This is a genomic window from Paenibacillus sp. FJAT-27812, from assembly GCF_001273905.1.
Taxonomy (GTDB): domain Bacteria; phylum Bacillota; class Bacilli; order Paenibacillales; family Paenibacillaceae; genus Pristimantibacillus.
Map to the genome: position 1 here is coordinate 3,435,620 of NZ_LIGH01000001.1, position 16,768 is coordinate 3,452,387.

Here is a 16,768-nt window from a genome sequence, read left to right on the forward strand (position 1 = left end):
AAATTCAATCGCGGAACGCTAGCCGTTTACGCTTGTGAGAGGCGGGTTTCTATGGATAAAGTGAGAGTTGGCATGGTCGGCTATAAATTTATGGGCAAGGCGCATAGCAATGCTTATCGCGCGCTTCCGATGTTCTTTCCGAATTCGATTAAGCCGGAGATGAAGGCGATCTGCGGTCGCGATCCAGAGGGGCTGGAGCAAGCGCGGGCGCAGTTCGGCTGGGAAAGCTCGGAAACCGATTGGAGGGAGCTCGTGAAACGCGATGACATCGATTTGATCGATATTAATGCGCCAAGCGATGCTCATAAGGAAATCGCGCTCGCTGCGGCAGCCGCAGGCAAGCATTTGTTCTGTGAGAAGCCGCTCGCGCTGACGCTTGAGGATTCGCGTGAAATGCTTGAAGCGGCGGAGGCGGCTGGCGTGAAGCATATGGTTGGCTTCAACTACCGATTCGCACCCGCCGTTCAGCTGGCGAAAAAGCTTATTTCGGATGGCCGTATCGGCGAAATTTACCATTTCCGCGCCGTGTTTCTTCAGGATTGGATCATTGACCCGAGCTTTCCGCTCGTGTGGCGCCTTCAGAAAGAAATTGCAGGCTCCGGCTCCCATGGCGACCTAGGGGCGCATTTGATTGACATGGCACGCTTTCTTGTCGGCGAGTTCAACGAGGTAATCGGAATGAACGAGACGTTCATCAAGGAGCGGCCGATCGCTGCTGCTATGACGGGACTTAGCGCCAAAGGGAGCGAGGACGGTCCACGCGGCCAGGTAACGGTTGATGATGCGACATTGTTCATGACACGTTTTGCGAATGGCGCGCTCGGCAGCTTCGAGGCAACTCGCTTTGCAGCCGGTCATCGCTGCACGAATGCTTTTGAAATTAACGGCAGCAAAGGAAGCATCAAATTTGATTTTGAGCGGATGAATGAGCTTCAGGTTTATTTTACCGATGATGCCGAGGATGTTCAGGGCTTCCGCCGCGTCCTTGCTACGGACCCATCGCATGCTTACATGGATGCTTGGTGGCCGGCGGGTCATACGATCGGTTACGAGCATACGTTCACGCATGAGGTCCACGAGCTGATGCAGGCGTTCGCTGAGGATCGCCAGCCCGTTCCTAACTTTGTAGATGGCGTGAAATGCCAAGAGGTGCTCGAGGCGGTTGATCGCTCGATTGCAGAACGCCGCTGGGTTGCAATAAGCGAACTATCGTAAGAGAAGCAATGAATGAAGATGAGCAACGGAGAGGCAGGGAGAAGCAATGAAAAAAGCTTTGATCGTATGGGGCGGCTGGGATGGACATCAGCCTAAGGAAGTAGCCGAAATTTTTCGCGAGGTGCTGGCCGCAGAAGACTTTGAGGTAGAGGTATCCGATACGCTTGAGGCGTTCGCGGACGCGGAGAAGCTGCTAGGGCTTGATCTAATCGTACCGGTGTGGACGATGGCACGAATAGAGCAGCAGCTCGTTGATAACGTATCAGCAGCCGTTCAAAGCGGCGTAGGTCTTGCTGGCTGCCATGGCGGCATGTGCGACGCATTCCGTGAAAACGTGGACTGGCAGTTTATGACCGGGGGCCAATGGGTTGCGCATCCGGGCAATGACGGCCTTGAATATACGGTTAACATAAATAACTCGTCAAGCTCGCTTACTGAAGGCATCGAAGATTTTGTCGTAAGCTCCGAGCAATATTATTTGCATGTAGACCCTGCGGTCGAAGTGCTCGCGACTACACGTTTCCCGCTGACGCCGGGACCTCATTCGCTTAATAAAGCGGTGGATATGCCGGTTGTATGGACGAAGCGCTGGGGCGTTGGACGCGTTTATTATAACTCGCTTGGCCATCAGGCTAATATTATCGATATTCCAACCGTTAAGGAGCTTATGCGACGCGGCTTCCTATGGTGTGCGGAAGGCAAGGCTAAAGCGTTAGAGGCGGGTGCTAAAGCTTCGGCTTATAGCGGCATGGCAGATAATCAGCTTTAAATCGGAATTATAAAATGAATAGGATATGGGACGAGGGATGGGCGAAAATGGACAAAATTAAAGCAGGCATTATTGGAACGGGTAATATTAGCGGCATTTATTTTGAAAATGGCAATCGCTTCGATGCGCTTCAGGTAGTCGCTTGCGCGGATTTGGATGTGGAACGGGCAAGAGCGAAGGGCGAGGAATTTGGCGTTCGCGGCTGCTCGGTGGAGGAATTGCTCGCTGACCCGGATATTCAAATGATTATTAATCTGACTATTCCGCAGGCGCATGCATCGGTTTGCTTGCAGGCTCTTGAGGCAGGCAAGCATGTATACGTGGAGAAGCCTTTTGCCGTAACGCGCGAGGAAGCTCAGCAGGTGCTGGAGCTTGCGGCCAAAAAAGGTCTTTATGTCGGAAGCGCGCCGGATACCTTCCTTGGCGGCGGCATTCAGACGAGCATTAAGCTGCTGGAGGATGGCTGGATCGGCACGCCAATCGGCGCAACTGCATTCATGGTCTGCGGCGGGCATGAATCCTGGCATCCTGCTCCCGAGTTTTATTACCAAAAAGGCGGCGGCCCAATGTTTGATATGGGACCCTATTATTTAACCGCACTCGTAGCTCTGCTTGGCCCTATTACCCGCGTAACCGGCTCGGCACGCATCTCCTTTCCGGAGAGGACGATTACAAGCAAGCCGAAGTATGGTCAGCAGGTAAAAGTAGAAGTACCGACGCATATCGCAGGCGTGATGGATTTTGCATCCGGTCCGATCGGGACGCTGCTGACTAGCTTTGACGTGAAAGGCGGCTCTATGCTGCCTCGCATCGAAGTATACGGCAGTGCAGGCACGCTGCTTGTTCCAGATCCGAACGGCTTTGGCGGCCAAATCAAAATTTGGCGAGCGGGCTCGAACGAATGGTCGGATATTCCGCTAGCTTACGGCTATACAGAAAACGCACGCGGCGTAGGCGCAGCCGATATGGCCAAAGCGATTCAAACCGGCCGCAAGCACCGCGCGAACGGCGAGCTTGCGTATCATGTGCTTGAAGCGATGCATGGCTTCCATGACGCATCGGAGCAAGGCGCGCATTATGTGATGAAAAGCACTTGTGAACGTCCGGCACCGCTGCCGCTTGGCTTGCAGCCTTATTGTTTGGATTAAACGAAGAGAAAGAAAAATAGCTGTTGATAGCAAAAAAAAGCAGAGCGGAAATCGCTCTGCTTTTTCTTATGGTTAGGCTTTAATCCAAGCTGCAACTTTATCTGCATTTTGTTCAACCCATGCTTTGGCTGCTGCTTCAGGCGTCTCGCCTTCTTGAATTTTAATCATGACAGCTGCCATATCGTCCGGCGTCCAGTTAAACTGATCTAGGAAAGCGAAAGCTTCCGGTTGATCGTCCTTAAGCCCTTTACGCGCGATCGTATGAATTTGCTCGTCGCCGCCGTATACATTTTTGGGGTCTGCCAAATATTTGAGATCCATCTTGGCAAACATCCAGTGCGGCGTCCAGCCTGTAACAACGATCGGCTCTTTGTTCGCATAAGCTTTCTCAAGCTGCTTCGTCATCGCGGCGGAGGAGCTTTCGAGCAGCGTCCATTTGTCCCGCAGCTTGTACTCATCCATTACTTTCTCTGTCGACATCATAAGGCCGGCGCCCGGCTCGATGCCGATAATGGTATGGTCCACCGTATCGCCAACCACATCGGTCAGCTCCTCAATGCTGTTAACATCCATATATTTTGGAACGACAAGACCGATTTTTGTACCTTCAAGGTTAGGTCCTAGATCATCGTATTTGCCGTTATACTTCGTAACATAGGAAGCATGCGTCGTAGGCAGCCAAGCAGCTACCATTGCATCCGCGCTGCCATCGGAAATACCGGCCCACATCGGACCAGCGTCAACCTGCATCAGTTCAACGTTGTAATTAAGCTTTTGCTCAAGCACTTCTTTTACGACATAGGTGCTTGCAATCTCGGAATCCCAAGCGACATAAGCAAGCGTCACTTTTTTGTTGCTGCTTCCGCCGGAAGAGGAGCATCCGGCCACCAGTGCAAATGCCATAACGGCTGCTACAATAACACTCATTTTTTTGAAATTCAAAAAATCACTCCTTAAAGTTTGCGCAGCAAGCAAGCTGCGAATTCCAATTGTTCATTTTTTTATAACCATTTAGGTCGTTTTGCTTTTGCGAATGACCTGCTGCGTCAGGCGATCCAAAATGATCGCTAATATAACGATGGCAAGGCCGGCTTCAAAGCCGACACCGGTATTCCCCTGCGTAACGGCGCGATAAACGTATGCGCCAACGCCTTGCGCCCCGATCATAGAGGCGATTACGACCATTGAGAGCGAAAGCATAATGGTCTGATTGATACCAGCCATAATGGTCGGCATAGCAATAGGAAGCTGAAGCTTAAACAGCTTTTGCATTGGCGTTGAGCCAAAGGCATCCGCTGCTTCCACTAATTCTTCAGGCACCTGGCGAATGCCGAGGTTCGTCAGACGAATCGTTGGCGGTATCGCGAATATGATCGATGAGATGACGCCAGGAACTACGCCGAGCGAGAAGAAGGTAACGGCAGGCAGCAAGTAAACGAATGCTGGCATCGTCTGCATGAAATCAAGCACAGGCGTAACGATTTTTTGGACGGTGGCGTTGCGGGCGCATAATATGCCTACTGGAACGCCGATTAACACCGATATGAAGGCCGCGGTTAAAACGAGCGCTAGCGTCTGCATCGTTTGGCTCCATAAGCCGAGATTTTCGATTATAAGCAGTCCGATAAGTGTAAATAAAGCCATTTTCCACTTGCCAATGTACCACGCTAAAAAAGTGAATATAAGAATTAACACTAGCGCAGGAAAAAAGTTGAGCGCTGTATCCAGTCCGTTTACGGTTTCGCCAACGACGGTACGGATTAATTGGAAGAACGGGTCCAAATGAGCTTCGAGCCATGCTTCGAGCCATTCGATCCAGTCAGCTAATGGGATTTTAGGCAGATTCATTACGATCACCAGCCTCTAGTACGGTATTTCCGGCTAATGCGGCCAGAACTGCGCCTTTGATGACGATGCCCTTCAGGCGTCCTTTGTCATCAATGATGGATACGGGGAATTTCGAATTGCTCATTAATTCAAACAATTCATTAAGCAGAGTGTCCGGAAGGGCGGAAGGCGCTTCACGCTCCATTACTTCTTCAAGCTTTAATCCGTTTTTAATGGCGTTAGCTGCGTCCTCGGCCGTAATTACGCCTAGCAGCTGCATGCCTTTGTCAACGACGTAGAGACTTGAGACACCGCGGTCTCTCATAAATTGCAAAGCAACGCGAGGACCCTTCTCGATCGTGATCGTCTCGGGTTTGATCATAACATGCGAAGCTGTAAATACTTTGGATAGATCTACATCCTCGACGAACCGTTCAACGTATTTGTTGGCGGGCTGCATCAATATTTCCTCTGGAGATCCGATTTGAACGATGCTGCCGTCCTTCATCAACGCGATTTGATCGCCGATACGAAGTGCTTCGTTCAGATCATGCGTAATAAATACGATCGTTTTTTTCATTTTAGATTGGAGCTCTAGCAGCTCATCCTGCATATCCTTCCGAATAAGCGGATCAAGCGCGCTGAATGCTTCGTCCATAAGCAGAACATCGGGATCGTTGGCAAGCCCTCTTGCAAGGCCTACACGCTGCTGCATGCCGCCGCTTAATTGGTCAGGGTAGCTGTTCTCCCAGCCCTTCAAGCCAACAAGCTCCAGCGAATTCATTGCCATTTCTCTGCGTTTTTTCTTGTCGATGCCCTGCACCTCTAGTCCGTATTCAATATTTTGAATGACGGTGCGATGCGGAAACAACGCGAACTTTTGAAAAACCATGCCTACATTTTTTCTTCTAAACTTCCGAAGCTGCTCAGGTGACATGCGAAGCACATCCGTTCCATTAAACAGCACTTGGCCGAGCGTTGGCTCAATTAATCGGTTAAGCAGGCGAACAAGTGTTGACTTGCCGCTGCCGGACAAGCCCATAATAACAAATATTTGTCCTGCTTCAATGGAGAAACTAGCTTGGTTGACCCCAACCGTAAGCTTCGTTTCTGCAAAAATCTTTTCTTTAGACCATCCTTTATCCAGCAGCGGGATCGCCTTTTTCGGATCGGCTCCGAAAATCTTGGTTAGCCTCTTGGCTTCTATAATCGCCATGTTGTGCCCCCTTGTGGAATATTTCGACTCCCATAAGTCTAGTTGGTTATCATTGTAAAGGTCAAAAGGCGTGAGTCTCCGTATACTTTGTACAGTTATAACTTTACGTACTTTACATACGGTATACTCTTGATAACTCCCTTTTTCAACCCAAAAGCTTTCTTTACATATGGACAGCCATTTGATTACAATAATTGATGTAGGATTGATAGGGGAACGACACTCCTCAGGAGGAACGACATGAATGAACTTGCAGCATTAACGGAAGAGCAGCTCACAAAGCTGCAAAACACGCGTCGCCGGGTGATTGAATCAATTGGTGAGAACATGGATTTGTACGGCATCACGTTATCTATTGGTCATTTATACGGGAATATGTACTTTAATCGTGAGCCGGTTACACTAGATGAGATGAGCCAGACGATGGGCATGAGCAAAACGTCCATGAGTACGGGCATGCGTACGCTGCATGACTTGAAGATGATAAATAAAGTATGGGGCAAGGGCTCAAGAAAAGATTTGTACGAGGTCGAGCCGAATTGGCATCAAAATTTCACGGATTTTTTCTCTATTAAATGGAGGAAGGCAGCCGAGCAGAACATGAGCGCCTTAAAGCGTTCCATGAAGGAAATCGATGCGCTTAAGCAGCAGCACGAGGGCGATCAAGCGTTTCTTGAGGTGCTTGAGAATGATACGCAAAAGCTTGAAGAGGCTTTAAAGTATTATAGATGGCTGGATCGTTTAATCGATTCCTTTGAGAGCGGAGATATTTATAACTTTATACCGCAAGAGGAATAGCGTAAGGAAAAGATTTACAAATGATGGCCGGCAGGCTATAATAGCGATAACAAATGCCGAAGGGAGTGAGCAAAATACGATGATGAACGGAAACCGGAATATATTCGTTACACATTCATTTCGTTGCCCCTCACTCCTAAGGTCGGAAGTCCGATGACAGCAGGATAAAACGAGGTCTAGGCGCAGGTATGCCTAGACTTTTATTTTGTTTTGCTGCAAAGCCGCGGGAGCGTTATTTCCTGCGGTTTTTTTGCTGTTCTTAGCGATGTGCGGGGCAACCGTTTTACCCAAATTAAAAACGGAGGTTTTGCCCAATGATGAAGTTAAGCACAATGAGAACAGTGTTGGATACGGTGGATGGCGGCTGGAGAAGCCCGCTTGCGAATCAGATTTTGGAGCGCTGGGGCTACGATGAGGGAACGGTATTTTTCTGGCGTGCCAGCGCTAACTTTGTATTTATTTTTCGGCGTGAGGGCCGTGAATTTTACCTGCGGTTTAACGAGGCATCGGAAAGAGAGCTTGCTATGATTAAGTCTGAGCTCGACGTGGTTCTTTATATGGGTAAGAGAAGGCTTAAGACGGCGCAGCCGGTTATGTCTACGAATGGGCAATTTATCGAGACGGTTGAAAGTGAGCTCGGTACCTATCATGCCGTCGTATTTGAAGCGATGCCTGGCGAGCATCTTGAGCTGGATGAGCTGGATGAGAAGCAGTTTTATGATTGGGGAAGCGCTCTTGGACAGCTGCATGAGGCTATGAAGAGTGCGCCAGAGCAGCTTACGGCGTCCCGCCCTAGCTGGAGGGAGCTGTTAGAGCACGCGCTGGATGTTTTGCCTGCTGAAGAGAAGGCAGCTAGGTCGGAACTTATGCGCTGCATGAAGCAGGCAGAAGAGCTTCCTATGGATAACAGCAATTACGGCTTGATCCATTATGATTTTGAGCTGGACAATCATCGGTGGAAGGACGGAGAAATCGGAATTCTTGATTTTGACGATTGCTGTATGCATTGGTATGCGGCTGATATTGCGTATGCGCTTGGTGATCTGTCGGATGATGGAATCGATTTGAGCGACTATCGCGTGATGGCATTCATGAACGGGTATAAGCAGGAAACGGAACTTTCTGAAGATATGCTGGGCCAGATGAAGCTATTTGAGCGGATCGATGAGCTTCTCGGATTTGCGAAGCTGCTGCGCTCGGTCGGAGAGCTTTCAGCCTCTGATGTTGGGGAGCGGCTAGATAGCTTAAGGGTTAAGCTGAAGGGGTTCATGGATAAGAGCAGAGCGGCGTTTGCGGCAAGTGCAGAAGGATGATTTTGATGAGCGGATTATGGTAAGCTTATTCAATAACTATAGGGTAAGGGGACGATCAAAACGATGAATGATCGGTTGAGTGCTGGCTTGAAGCCTATGATCGTTACGAATGGAAAGATCGTATTGCCGGATCAGGCGGTGGAGGCTGCTGTAGCGGTCGTTGATGGCCGAATCGATGCTATTCTTGAAGACGAAGCGGCTGTAGAAAATTGGATGCGGCAGTTTCCGGACCCTAACGTGATCGATGCGAAGCAGCATTACGTATTGCCAGGTCTTATTGACATTCATTGCGACGCAATTGAGAAGGAAATACAGCCTCGGCCGAATACATTATTCCCGCTGGATATGGCAATGCTCGAATTTGAACGGAAGCTGCCTGTTCACGGGATTACGACGATGTATCACTCGTTATCGCTCGGCGTTGGGCTCAGCCTGCGCGGCGATCACTTGCTAACGGGGATGGTTGACCATATTAACAGCTATCGAAGCAAAAGATCGATCGTTCGCAATCGGATTCATCTTAGATTCGAGGTTTCGCATTTGGCGGGCATGCCGATTGTGGAGCGATATTTGAACGAGAATGCAATTGATTACTTGTCCTTTATGGACCATTCGCCAGGGCAGGGGCAATATCGTGAACCAGGTTCTTTCGAGCGCTATGTGATGAAAAACCAAGGTGTCGGCGTTGAAGAGGTTCGTGCCATTGTCGAGGATTTGGTTAAGCGAAGACAGCTTGTAAACGAAGAGCATTTGCTGCAGCTCAGCAGTCTAGCCGTGCAGCGCGGCATCGCGATTGCGTCACATGATGATGATTCCGTTCAAAAAGTGGAGGAGTCAGCTCGTTATGGCGTTTCCGTCTGTGAGTTTCCGATTAATTTGGAGACTGCTAAGCATGCTGCAGAGCGGGGATTGCGGGTATGCGTAGGTGCGCCAAATGTCGTCAGAGGAGCGTCACATGATAAAAATTTAAGGGCAGTCGATGCGATTAGCGCAGGCGCTGCTGATATTATATGCTCCGATTATCATCCTTCGTCCATGCTTGCAGCGGTGTTCAAGCTGGCCGATGAAGGGATTGCTGCTTTGCCGGCGGCTGTACGGATGGCGTCGCTACATCCTGCGCAGGCTTTGGGCGCGGGCAGCGAGCTTGGTTCCGTAGAGATTGGCAAAGCAGCGGATCTTATTATTGTGGATCGTTATGAAGGCCTTCCTTGGGTGACGAATACGATCGTCGGAGGCCAAGTGGTTTACACAGCTGCAGTTCGTTATTGAGACGGATTGGCGTTTTCGGCATGATGAAGATGCTTGTAAAGGTAGTCAACCATTTGGTTATGGTCCTGCTCTGAGGATTGCTGCCAGATCATCTCGAACAGAACGCCGAGTCCTGGCAATGCACGCTCATCGGCACCAATGGAATCTTCAATGACTTCCGATAGCTCCTGTGCTGAATTATCTTGGACACGTCTAACGATCGCTTGGCGCAAATCAATAATTTCCATGCTAAATACCCTCCTGCCGCATTCGGATTTACTTATTTACTATGTCCATCGCTTGCTGCTTTCATTCGAATGTGCAAGCTATGGTATACTGATGAGACGACTACAGCAATCATCCTGTAAGGAGGATTTTGTACAGATGGCGAAGAAACAGTACGCAGTAATTGGCATGGGGCGTTTTGGCTCCACCGTTGCAAAAGCATTGACGGAGATGGGCTTCGAGGTGCTGGCAATCGATTCAAACGAGCAGCGGATTCAGGATGTTGTTAATACGGTTACGCATGCAGTCTCGGCGGATTCCACTGATGAGGATGCGCTTCGGGCGCTTGGCATACGAAATTTTGACGTTGTTGTCGTTGCGATTGGGCAAGATATTCAATCGAGCATTTTGACGACGCTCATTCTGAAGGATTTAGGCGTCAAAACGTTAATTGTCAAAGCGCAAAATGAGCTCCATGGCAAGGTTGTACATAAGATCGGAGCCGATAAGGTTATTTTCCCGGAGCGGGATATGGGACTTCGGGTCGCACATCATCTGGTATCGCCTAACATTCTCGATTATATCGAGATTTCGGACGACTACAGCATTATTGAAATCAAAGCTCCTTCCCAAATGATTGGTCAAAGCTTGAAGCAGCTTGATATTCGAGCGAGGCATAAATGCAATGTTATGGCTATCAAAACGGGCTCTAAGATGAACATTGCGCCTTATGCGGATGATTTAATCGGTCCGGAGGATGTCCTTGTTATCGTCGGCAAAAACTCAGATTTATCAAATTTAGAAATCGCGTATTCGGAAGGTTAAATCTAACTATGAATGAACATTTTGATCCACTGATCTCATCTCTGCAAAATGAAAAGGTTAAGCAATGGGCGTCGCTGCTTGACAAGAAATACCGTGATCGAAGCGTCCAATTTCTTATCGAAGGCGTTCATCTTGTGCTTGAAGCGCTCAAGGGCAATGCTGACGTGTCGACAATCGTCTACGATACCGAACGAGGCATTCCTGCAGAGCTTATGGCAGAGCGGGAAACGAACGATTCGGCGGCAACGCTCGGTTTGGAATGGGTACAGGCTTCACGGGCGGTTATGTCAAAATGCACAGGGACGGATACGCCTCCACCTGTTTTTGCGATATTGTCCAAGCTCTCCGCAGATAAAACAGCTTTATTCCGTAAAAAAGGCCTCGTTGTTGTGCTGGATGGCGTACGTGATCCCGGCAATGCCGGCACGATCATTCGCAGCGCCGATGCGGTTGGAGCAGATGCTGTTATATTAGGAAAAGGTTGCGTGGATCTCTACAATCCGAAGACCGTCAGGTCGACGATGGGCTCGTTGTTCCATTTGCCAATTATGGAAGCGGATTTGAAGGTGCTTCTTCCTGAGGCAAAAGCAAAAGGCATTAAGCTTATAGGCACGAGCCTTCAGGCGAAGCATACTTGCTATGGCTATGACTGGACGCAGTCCACTTGGCTGCTTATGGGCAATGAATCGGAAGGATTGTCGCAGCCCGTACGCGAGCTCGTTGACGAGTCGGTCATCATCCCGATGGTTGGACAAGCGGAGTCGCTGAATGTAGCGATGGCGGCGACGGTATTGCTTTATGAGAGCTTGAGGCAGCGGAGTTATTCGGGCAAGTAACCGTAATCACGCTTGTGAGTCATAATTCATTTTGGCACATCAAAGTCAGTCCTGGTAATCAAGAAAACCTTGATTATCAGGGCTTTTTTTGTCTTTACAACAGTGTGATTATTTACGAAGAGTATAATAAGGTGAAATATTCATTGCGATTTTTAGTATCGAAATAAATGTAATGATAAATGGCACAAACCGTAAAATAGGAGGGCACGAATGTCTTATAGCGGTGGAAATATTAGATATTTAAGAAAATAAGGCTAACAGGTATGTTCCGAATTTTTTACATTTCGCCCGTCAATACGTTGTATAGGGTGAGGCAGGTTGAAAGTGAATAACGAGCGGATGTTGCTGCTGCTGCAGCACAAAATGAAGCATTTACAGCGGTACTTGATTCGCGTGGGAGCGAGTCAGGCTGACGCCGAGGATATCGTTTAGGACACGGTATACAAAGCGCTCCTTTATCTTGATTCCATCGTGCCGGATAAGTTTCCAGCGTGGTTGTACAGGGTCGCGCTCAATCGTTATTGCGACATGTCTCGGAAGCATAAACGAATATAGTTGCCGATCGAAGAGGACGCCGTGGAAAGGCAACGAAATCCCAGATAGGAATGCTTTTTTTGGTTGGAAAAGGAATTTCGTAACAACAAAAATGTATTCAATATCGGTATTTTTTTATTGTAAAACGATAAATTATATGTTAAAGTCGATTTAAATTTAACGATAAGTGAGGGGCTTTTTATGGAACGAGGAACAACACTCTTTTTAAAGGCGGCTGTTATTCTTATTGGAATCCCAGTTCTTGCTTTGTGCATATTTTTGGTGCCAGAGATCGCGAATTTTGCGGCAGAATTGTATCCAGATATGACTTATTTGAAATATCTCGTGTTTATCGAATTGTATGCACCAGCGATACCTTTTTACTTTGCTCTGTATCAAGCATTTAAACTTTTAAGCTATATTGACAAGAGCAAAGCATTCTCCGAATTATCTGTACGAGCTTTAAAGAATATAAAATACTGTGCAATCACAATCAGCAGCTTGTTTGTGGTAGGCATGCCACTCTTCTATCTCATTGCGGAGAAAGACGATGCCCCAGGTATCATAGTCATCGGATTGGTCTTGATTTTTGCCTCCATGGTGATTGCCGTTTTTGCTGCTGTTCTCCAAAAGCTTTTAAAAGAGGCTATTGATATAAAATCAGAAAATGATTTGACGGTCTGAGGTGAATGACATGGCGATTATAATCAATATTGATGTGATGTTGGCTAAAAGAAAAATGAGCGTAACAGAGCTTTCGGAGAGGGTTGGAATAACAATGGCTAACCTTTCTATATTGAAAAATGGAAAGGCAAAAGCAATTAGGCTTTCAACTTTAGAGGCAATTTGCAAAGCATTAGAATGCCAACCTGGAGACATTTTAGAATATAAAAATGACAGAGAGGAGGTATAACATGGACCTTAACAATCAGATTATTGAAAATATTGCTAACCCCCATGAGCTGGAGAGAATGTATAGAAAAGAACCCGAAGCTTTTAAAAAAGCATTCTCATACGCCCGGGAACATCATCCTGATTCGCAGGTTCTTGCCATTTGGTATGAAAGATTGCATTTCAAGGAGACGGCAAATTCAGAAAAATCTTCCTTGCTTCAAAAGAATTTCTTATTCATGGGCATTTTAGCGATTCTTGCCGGGATAAGCACCAGAATAATTTTTCATTTTACCGAACAGCAAGCAATAGCTCCGATTAACCTTGTTTTTGGTATACTTCCCTTTATTGCAGCTTATTTTGTATATAGCAGTACCCCCAAAAAAAATGTTATTTATACCCTTGCATCGTTATTTCTAATCTCCGGATTTTATCTTAATGTGCTGCCACTAGAGCATAAAGATAGTATTATCCTGGCTTATCTTCACCTTCCTATTTTCTTATGGGTAGTATTAGGGCTTGCATTTACAGGTAATGAATATAGGATAGGCAGCACGAGATTAGCTTATCTTAAATTTAATGGGGAATTTTGCATACTCTACGCCGCCATGGCAATCAGCGGAATGCTGCTAACAGCATTAACCATGCAGTTATTTAGATTTGTCGGCATGGATATATCTCAATTTTATTTTAAAAATGTCGTATTATTTGGTGCTGCGGCTCTCGCTATTGTGTCCACATTCCTGGTATCAAGGAACCTTAAACTTTCTAAAAATATTGCACCCTATATAGCCAAAATTTTTAGTCCGCTTGTACTTGTCACATTGGTGGTCTACCTAATAACGGTTATTTGGGTCGGAAAAAATCCATTCTTGGACCGCGATTTCCTTCTATCCTTCAACGGAATACTCATTTGTGTATTGGCTGTCACCATATTTTCCATTACCGAAAGCCGCAAAGACGAGAAAAAGAACATTTCTGATTATATAAATTTTGCCCTAATCGTTCTTGCTCTTATCATTGACAGTGTGGCTTTATCAGCCATAGTGTTCAGGCTTTCTTCTTATGGGATTACGCCCAACAGACTTGCAGTTTTAGGCGTAAACATACTTATCTGGGCCAATCTAATTTGGATTATGATCTCCTATATGCATTTTCTACAAAACAAAACCGGGCCTTCTACTATCCAAAATGCCGTTACGAAGTATTTGCCGGTCTATGGACTTTGGGCAGCTTTCGTTACATTTACTTTTCCATTAATTTTTTATTAGAAAGGTTCTGTTAATGTAAGATCGACCTAATCAAATTTATTAAACTAACTGATAGCTGAAAGAAAAATGGAAGATTACGTTAATTGGTCCCATGTAAGATAAGAGAAAAAGCACCCCGTGAGGTGCTAAAGCGTTAGAACATTTCGGGTAGGATCTCCCGTTGAATTCGTCTTTTGAAATAGTCAAATTACTTTCAGTTGTAATCGTTCTTAAATATGTTCGATTATTACACACTCAGCTTTCGAAGCTTGAGCGCATGAATCCCGACGATAAAGAGCCATCCAAGGTAGGACACAATCAAGAAACGTCCGAACAAACCTGCAAGAACGTCTGGAGTGAACTGGCCATCTTGCGGGAGTTGAAGTATAAATAATGCCATAACGACCAACATAATGGTGCTGGTAACAAACAGGCGTCCTCGAATGGGTCTCCAGGCTTCGTTACGAGCTAGAGCAAAGCTCAACAAGAGGGCTGCTACAGGCGTATAGTCGAGCGTAGCGCCTATTGCATGCATCTTACCGCTGAAAGTCGCAGCATCCGGACTATTCGATATTGGGTCGGTCACAAAGATAGCTGCGATTAATAAACCTGAGGAACTTAGTCCAAGGATAGCGAGCCCGATGTATCCCACAACGGTACGAACTTGCGAGAAGACCACTACTCCAGCGCTTAGCAGACTCGCAGCTAGCAATACGAATGCAAGATGCATCATCCAGCCGAAGTTGCCTAGAGCATATTCGCTGATAAAGCGCCACGACGGATCGAATTCCGGTTCCAGCAGGTGGAGGATACCAAGGATGAAAACGAAGAATGCTCCCGAAAAGACGGACAATCGTGCTGCATTTGAAACAATCGCGGATATCGGTTTTGCTATCAATAGCGGTTTAGCCAATTTCCTTCTCCTTGCTGACGATGTCATAATTGAAAATCGTCTTCGCTATGATGTTCGGAGCCATCACGACTGCAGAATGGTCTTGTCCGGTCAGCGTGCGGGAGTCAACTATAGGTAGCAGCTTGGCAAGCGCTTTGGCTGCGTCGTGGAATAGCGGCTCGCTGTTTTCACCTGTCATGATCAAAGTGGGAACGTTTACTTTCCAACGGTTGGTTGGAAGTGGTTTGCCTGATTGCGTGTCACTCATAATCATGCCGTCATAGGCTAGAGTATGAGACATGCTTTCCATTGCCTGCCAAGACGGATCGGCTTTTATGTAGCCGATATATTCCGCCGGAATTCCGAGAGCTTCCGACATAAAGTATTCGACCGCTTCGCTTCTTCTGCCAGCTTCGTTTAGCGTGTTCAAATGTTGAACGTAATCTGTCGGCACGGGTTTACGACTGTCATTGATAATAAAAGGCGGTTCGTACAGATATATCTTTGTCACCTGGTCTCCTAATCGGCTAGCCGCTTCAAGGGCTAAAACCGCGCCAGATGAGCTTCCGAACAGGCGAGCGTTGCCGCCGGCAGTATGAATTAGAGTCTCAATATCCTCGACTTCGCGTTGGACGGCATACGGCATGACATCAGAACTTTGGCCACGGCCGCGACGATCATAGTTGTAGACGGTGAAATGAGCGGCGAGTTTCTCGGCGAGCTTGGCTGCATCGCGATGGTCAGCAATTGCCGATGCAATGAGAATAACGGCAGGTCCGTTTCCTTGCTTTTTATAAGCGATCTTTGTTCCATCCTTTGAAATAACTGTGTTTATATGTCCTCCCGTTAAGGTTTCTAAGTATATTTCAAGTCGGTCAAATGCTTCGGTAAAGCCTTCAACCATACCCATAGCTTCGGCGTTATCCAATTCTTCGGCACTTGAAAATCGCGTAACGATGCTAAGCTTCGTACCATTTGTCGCTGCCTCGAATTGTACGGTCGTTAACATCTCGCTGTTCTCTACAATATTCCAGTCCTTGTCGGCAAACGAGTCGGTATATACCAGTAAAGAGGGTTCATTAACCTCTTGATAAACAGCTTTACAGAAGGCTTCTTCCCCGTTATTGTCATCTGATTTTAGACTATAACGCCAAACGCCGCCGGGTCTTACATCCATCTCATACACGGTGGAGGTCCATAATTTGGGGCCCCACCAACGCGCAATGTGTTCCGGCTTTGTCCAACCTTCCCAAGCAAGTTGTTGAGGTAAGGCTACCATCCGTTCCACAGTAAGCTCACGAGAATCGCGATTTTTATGAATTCTTGTTTTAGATTTCATCATCTTTCATCCTTTTCAGATAATTTTCTAGAGCGTCAAACCGCTCTTTCCAGATGGCATGGTAATTTCGAATGTTACTGCGATAAAGCTTGAGATAAAAGCTATCAGAGATCCTCCTTACTTTTGTAGTCGAGCATATAATCCTCGAAATTATCGAGACGCTCTTTCCAAAGGATACTAAATGAATCAAACCATTCATCTAGATCCTGGAATGGTTGAGCTTCGAGGCTATATATACGCTGCTGTGCTTTGTTGCGGGCGCGCACTAACCCGGCCTCGCTCAAAATCCGCAGATGGCGAGACACTTGCGGCTGACCGATATTGAGGGCATGTACGATTTCGCTCACCGATCGTGGTGCTTTCTTTAATAGCTCAACAATGTTGAAGCGATTCGGCTCGGCGAGTGTAAGTAACGTTAACTGCATTGTTGTTGTGTTCATAA

Annotated in this window: 18 protein-coding genes; 11 read left to right on the top strand and 7 right to left on the bottom strand. The window is 47.1% G+C overall.

Going from position 1 to position 16,768, the window contains the following annotated elements; translation table 11 throughout:
* Window positions 1-51 precede the first annotated feature (51 nt).
* The 3 genes from ADU23_RS14460 to ADU23_RS14470 are packed head-to-tail and all read left to right on the top strand — an operon-like array spanning window position 52 to window position 3,132.
* The gene (locus tag ADU23_RS14460) at window positions 52-1,215 is read left to right on the top strand and encodes a Gfo/Idh/MocA family protein (RefSeq protein WP_053374367.1); all 1,164 of its coding nucleotides are present in this window, start codon (window positions 52-54) and stop codon (window positions 1,213-1,215) included.
* A 46-nt stretch (window positions 1,216-1,261) separates the two neighbouring features.
* On the top strand, window positions 1,262-1,984 hold the full coding sequence (locus ADU23_RS14465; protein ID WP_053374368.1) for a ThuA domain-containing protein: 723 nt from the start codon (window positions 1,262-1,264) through the stop codon (window positions 1,982-1,984).
* Between the two features lie 47 nt (window positions 1,985-2,031).
* A complete protein-coding gene (locus ADU23_RS14470) occupies window positions 2,032-3,132 on the top strand; it encodes a Gfo/Idh/MocA family protein (RefSeq protein ID WP_053374369.1) in 1,101 nt (366 codons plus the stop codon).
* 72 nt (window positions 3,133-3,204) lie between these two features.
* Here the strand turns inward: ADU23_RS14470 and ADU23_RS33595 are convergent, their stop codons facing one another.
* The 3 genes from ADU23_RS33595 to ADU23_RS14485 all read right to left on the bottom strand — a co-directional run bounded on the left by ADU23_RS33595 (window position 3,205) and on the right by ADU23_RS14485 (window position 6,175).
* Window positions 3,205-4,074, bottom strand: coding sequence for a glycine betaine ABC transporter substrate-binding protein (locus tag ADU23_RS33595; protein ID WP_331459246.1), 870 nt, complete (start codon window positions 4,072-4,074; stop codon window positions 3,205-3,207).
* 69 nt (window positions 4,075-4,143) lie between these two features.
* Window positions 4,144-4,980 carry an ABC transporter permease gene (locus ADU23_RS33600; RefSeq protein WP_053374370.1) on the bottom strand — a complete coding sequence of 279 codons (837 nt, stop codon included), beginning with the start codon at window positions 4,978-4,980 and terminating at the stop codon, window positions 4,144-4,146.
* Window positions 4,967-6,175, bottom strand: a complete 1,209-nt coding sequence (locus tag ADU23_RS14485) for a quaternary amine ABC transporter ATP-binding protein (RefSeq protein ID WP_053374371.1) — start codon at window positions 6,173-6,175, stop codon at window positions 4,967-4,969. The genes ADU23_RS33600 and ADU23_RS14485 overlap by 14 nt, the downstream gene beginning before the upstream one ends.
* 240 nt (window positions 6,176-6,415) lie before the next feature.
* Here ADU23_RS14485 and ADU23_RS14490 point away from each other — a divergent pair, with 240 nt between their 5' ends.
* The 3 genes from ADU23_RS14490 to ADU23_RS14500 all read left to right on the top strand — a co-directional run bounded on the left by ADU23_RS14490 (window position 6,416) and on the right by ADU23_RS14500 (window position 9,555).
* Window positions 6,416-6,973, top strand: coding sequence for a GbsR/MarR family transcriptional regulator (locus ADU23_RS14490; protein ID WP_053374372.1), 558 nt, complete (start codon window positions 6,416-6,418; stop codon window positions 6,971-6,973).
* 314 nt (window positions 6,974-7,287) lie between these two features.
* Entirely contained in the window at window positions 7,288-8,286 is a 999-nt protein-coding gene (locus ADU23_RS14495; protein WP_053374373.1) for a phosphotransferase enzyme family protein, read from the top strand.
* Window positions 8,287-8,349: 63 nt separating this feature from the next.
* A complete protein-coding gene (locus tag ADU23_RS14500) occupies window positions 8,350-9,555 on the top strand; it encodes an alpha-D-ribose 1-methylphosphonate 5-triphosphate diphosphatase (protein ID WP_053374374.1) in 1,206 nt (401 codons plus the stop codon).
* Here the strand turns inward: ADU23_RS14500 and sspI are convergent.
* A complete protein-coding gene (gene sspI / locus ADU23_RS14505; protein WP_053374375.1) occupies window positions 9,549-9,782 on the bottom strand; it encodes a small acid-soluble spore protein SspI in 234 nt (77 codons plus the stop codon). The genes ADU23_RS14500 and sspI overlap by 7 nt on opposite strands.
* A gap of 91 nt (window positions 9,783-9,873) precedes the next feature.
* Here sspI and ADU23_RS14510 point away from each other — a divergent pair, with 91 nt between their 5' ends.
* From ADU23_RS14510 to ADU23_RS14530, 5 genes are all read left to right on the top strand, one after another.
* A complete protein-coding gene (locus tag ADU23_RS14510) occupies window positions 9,874-10,584 on the top strand; it encodes a potassium channel family protein (protein WP_082198093.1) in 711 nt (236 codons plus the stop codon).
* A gap of 8 nt (window positions 10,585-10,592) precedes the next feature.
* Window positions 10,593-11,420: a TrmH family RNA methyltransferase gene (locus ADU23_RS14515; RefSeq protein ID WP_053374377.1), complete on the top strand. Its 828-nt coding sequence runs from the start codon at window positions 10,593-10,595 to the stop codon at window positions 11,418-11,420.
* Between the two features lie 735 nt (window positions 11,421-12,155).
* On the top strand, window positions 12,156-12,638 hold the full coding sequence (locus ADU23_RS14520; RefSeq protein WP_053374378.1) for a DUF2975 domain-containing protein: 483 nt from the start codon (window positions 12,156-12,158) through the stop codon (window positions 12,636-12,638).
* A 10-nt stretch (window positions 12,639-12,648) separates the two neighbouring features.
* Window positions 12,649-12,867, top strand: a complete 219-nt coding sequence (locus ADU23_RS14525; protein WP_053374379.1) for a helix-turn-helix domain-containing protein — start codon at window positions 12,649-12,651, stop codon at window positions 12,865-12,867.
* 1 nt (window position 12,868) lies between these two features.
* On the top strand, window positions 12,869-14,116 hold the full coding sequence (locus tag ADU23_RS14530; protein ID WP_053374380.1) for a DUF4153 domain-containing protein: 1,248 nt from the start codon (window positions 12,869-12,871) through the stop codon (window positions 14,114-14,116).
* Between the two features lie 226 nt (window positions 14,117-14,342).
* Here the strand turns inward: ADU23_RS14530 and ADU23_RS14535 are convergent, their stop codons facing one another.
* The 3 genes from ADU23_RS14535 to ADU23_RS14545 all read right to left on the bottom strand — a co-directional run bounded on the left by ADU23_RS14535 (window position 14,343) and on the right by ADU23_RS14545 (window position 16,766).
* Complete coding sequence (locus ADU23_RS14535) at window positions 14,343-15,008, bottom strand: DUF998 domain-containing protein (protein WP_053374381.1); 666 nt, start codon at window positions 15,006-15,008, stop codon at window positions 14,343-14,345.
* Window positions 15,001-16,329: an alpha/beta fold hydrolase gene (locus ADU23_RS33605; RefSeq protein ID WP_231637384.1), complete on the bottom strand. Its 1,329-nt coding sequence runs from the start codon at window positions 16,327-16,329 to the stop codon at window positions 15,001-15,003. Before ADU23_RS33605 ends, ADU23_RS14535 begins: the two co-directional genes overlap by 8 nt.
* A 101-nt stretch (window positions 16,330-16,430) precedes the next feature.
* Complete coding sequence (locus ADU23_RS14545) at window positions 16,431-16,766, bottom strand: ArsR/SmtB family transcription factor (protein WP_053377638.1); 336 nt, start codon at window positions 16,764-16,766, stop codon at window positions 16,431-16,433.
* Window positions 16,767-16,768: the final 2 nt, after the last annotated feature.

Bases quoted from the DNA above. Each gene is read 5' to 3' on its own strand.
- ADU23_RS14460 (WP_053374367.1), top strand. From the start codon at position 52: ATGGATAAAGTGAGAGTTGGCATGGTCGGCTATAAATTTATGGGCAAG.
- ADU23_RS14465 (WP_053374368.1), top strand. From the start codon at position 1,262: ATGAAAAAAGCTTTGATCGTATGGGGCGGCTGGGATGGACATCAGCCT.
- ADU23_RS14470 (WP_053374369.1), top strand. From the start codon at position 2,032: ATGGACAAAATTAAAGCAGGCATTATTGGAACGGGTAATATTAGCGGC.
- ADU23_RS33600 (WP_053374370.1), bottom strand. From the start codon at position 4,980: ATGAATCTGCCTAAAATCCCATTAGCTGACTGGATCGAATGGCTCGAA.
- ADU23_RS14485 (WP_053374371.1), bottom strand. From the start codon at position 6,175: ATGGCGATTATAGAAGCCAAGAGGCTAACCAAGATTTTCGGAGCCGAT.
- ADU23_RS14490 (WP_053374372.1), top strand. From the start codon at position 6,416: ATGAATGAACTTGCAGCATTAACGGAAGAGCAGCTCACAAAGCTGCAA.
- ADU23_RS14495 (WP_053374373.1), top strand. From the start codon at position 7,288: ATGATGAAGTTAAGCACAATGAGAACAGTGTTGGATACGGTGGATGGC.
- ADU23_RS14500 (WP_053374374.1), top strand. From the start codon at position 8,350: ATGAATGATCGGTTGAGTGCTGGCTTGAAGCCTATGATCGTTACGAAT.
- sspI (WP_053374375.1), bottom strand. From the start codon at position 9,782: ATGGAAATTATTGATTTGCGCCAAGCGATCGTTAGACGTGTCCAAGAT.
- ADU23_RS14510 (WP_082198093.1), top strand. From the start codon at position 9,874: ATGAGACGACTACAGCAATCATCCTGTAAGGAGGATTTTGTACAGATG.
- ADU23_RS14515 (WP_053374377.1), top strand. From the start codon at position 10,593: ATGAATGAACATTTTGATCCACTGATCTCATCTCTGCAAAATGAAAAG.
- ADU23_RS14520 (WP_053374378.1), top strand. From the start codon at position 12,156: ATGGAACGAGGAACAACACTCTTTTTAAAGGCGGCTGTTATTCTTATT.
- ADU23_RS14525 (WP_053374379.1), top strand. From the start codon at position 12,649: ATGGCGATTATAATCAATATTGATGTGATGTTGGCTAAAAGAAAAATG.
- ADU23_RS14530 (WP_053374380.1), top strand. From the start codon at position 12,869: ATGGACCTTAACAATCAGATTATTGAAAATATTGCTAACCCCCATGAG.
- ADU23_RS33605 (WP_231637384.1), bottom strand. From the start codon at position 16,329: ATGATGAAATCTAAAACAAGAATTCATAAAAATCGCGATTCTCGTGAG.
- ADU23_RS14545 (WP_053377638.1), bottom strand. From the start codon at position 16,766: ATGAACACAACAACAATGCAGTTAACGTTACTTACACTCGCCGAGCCG.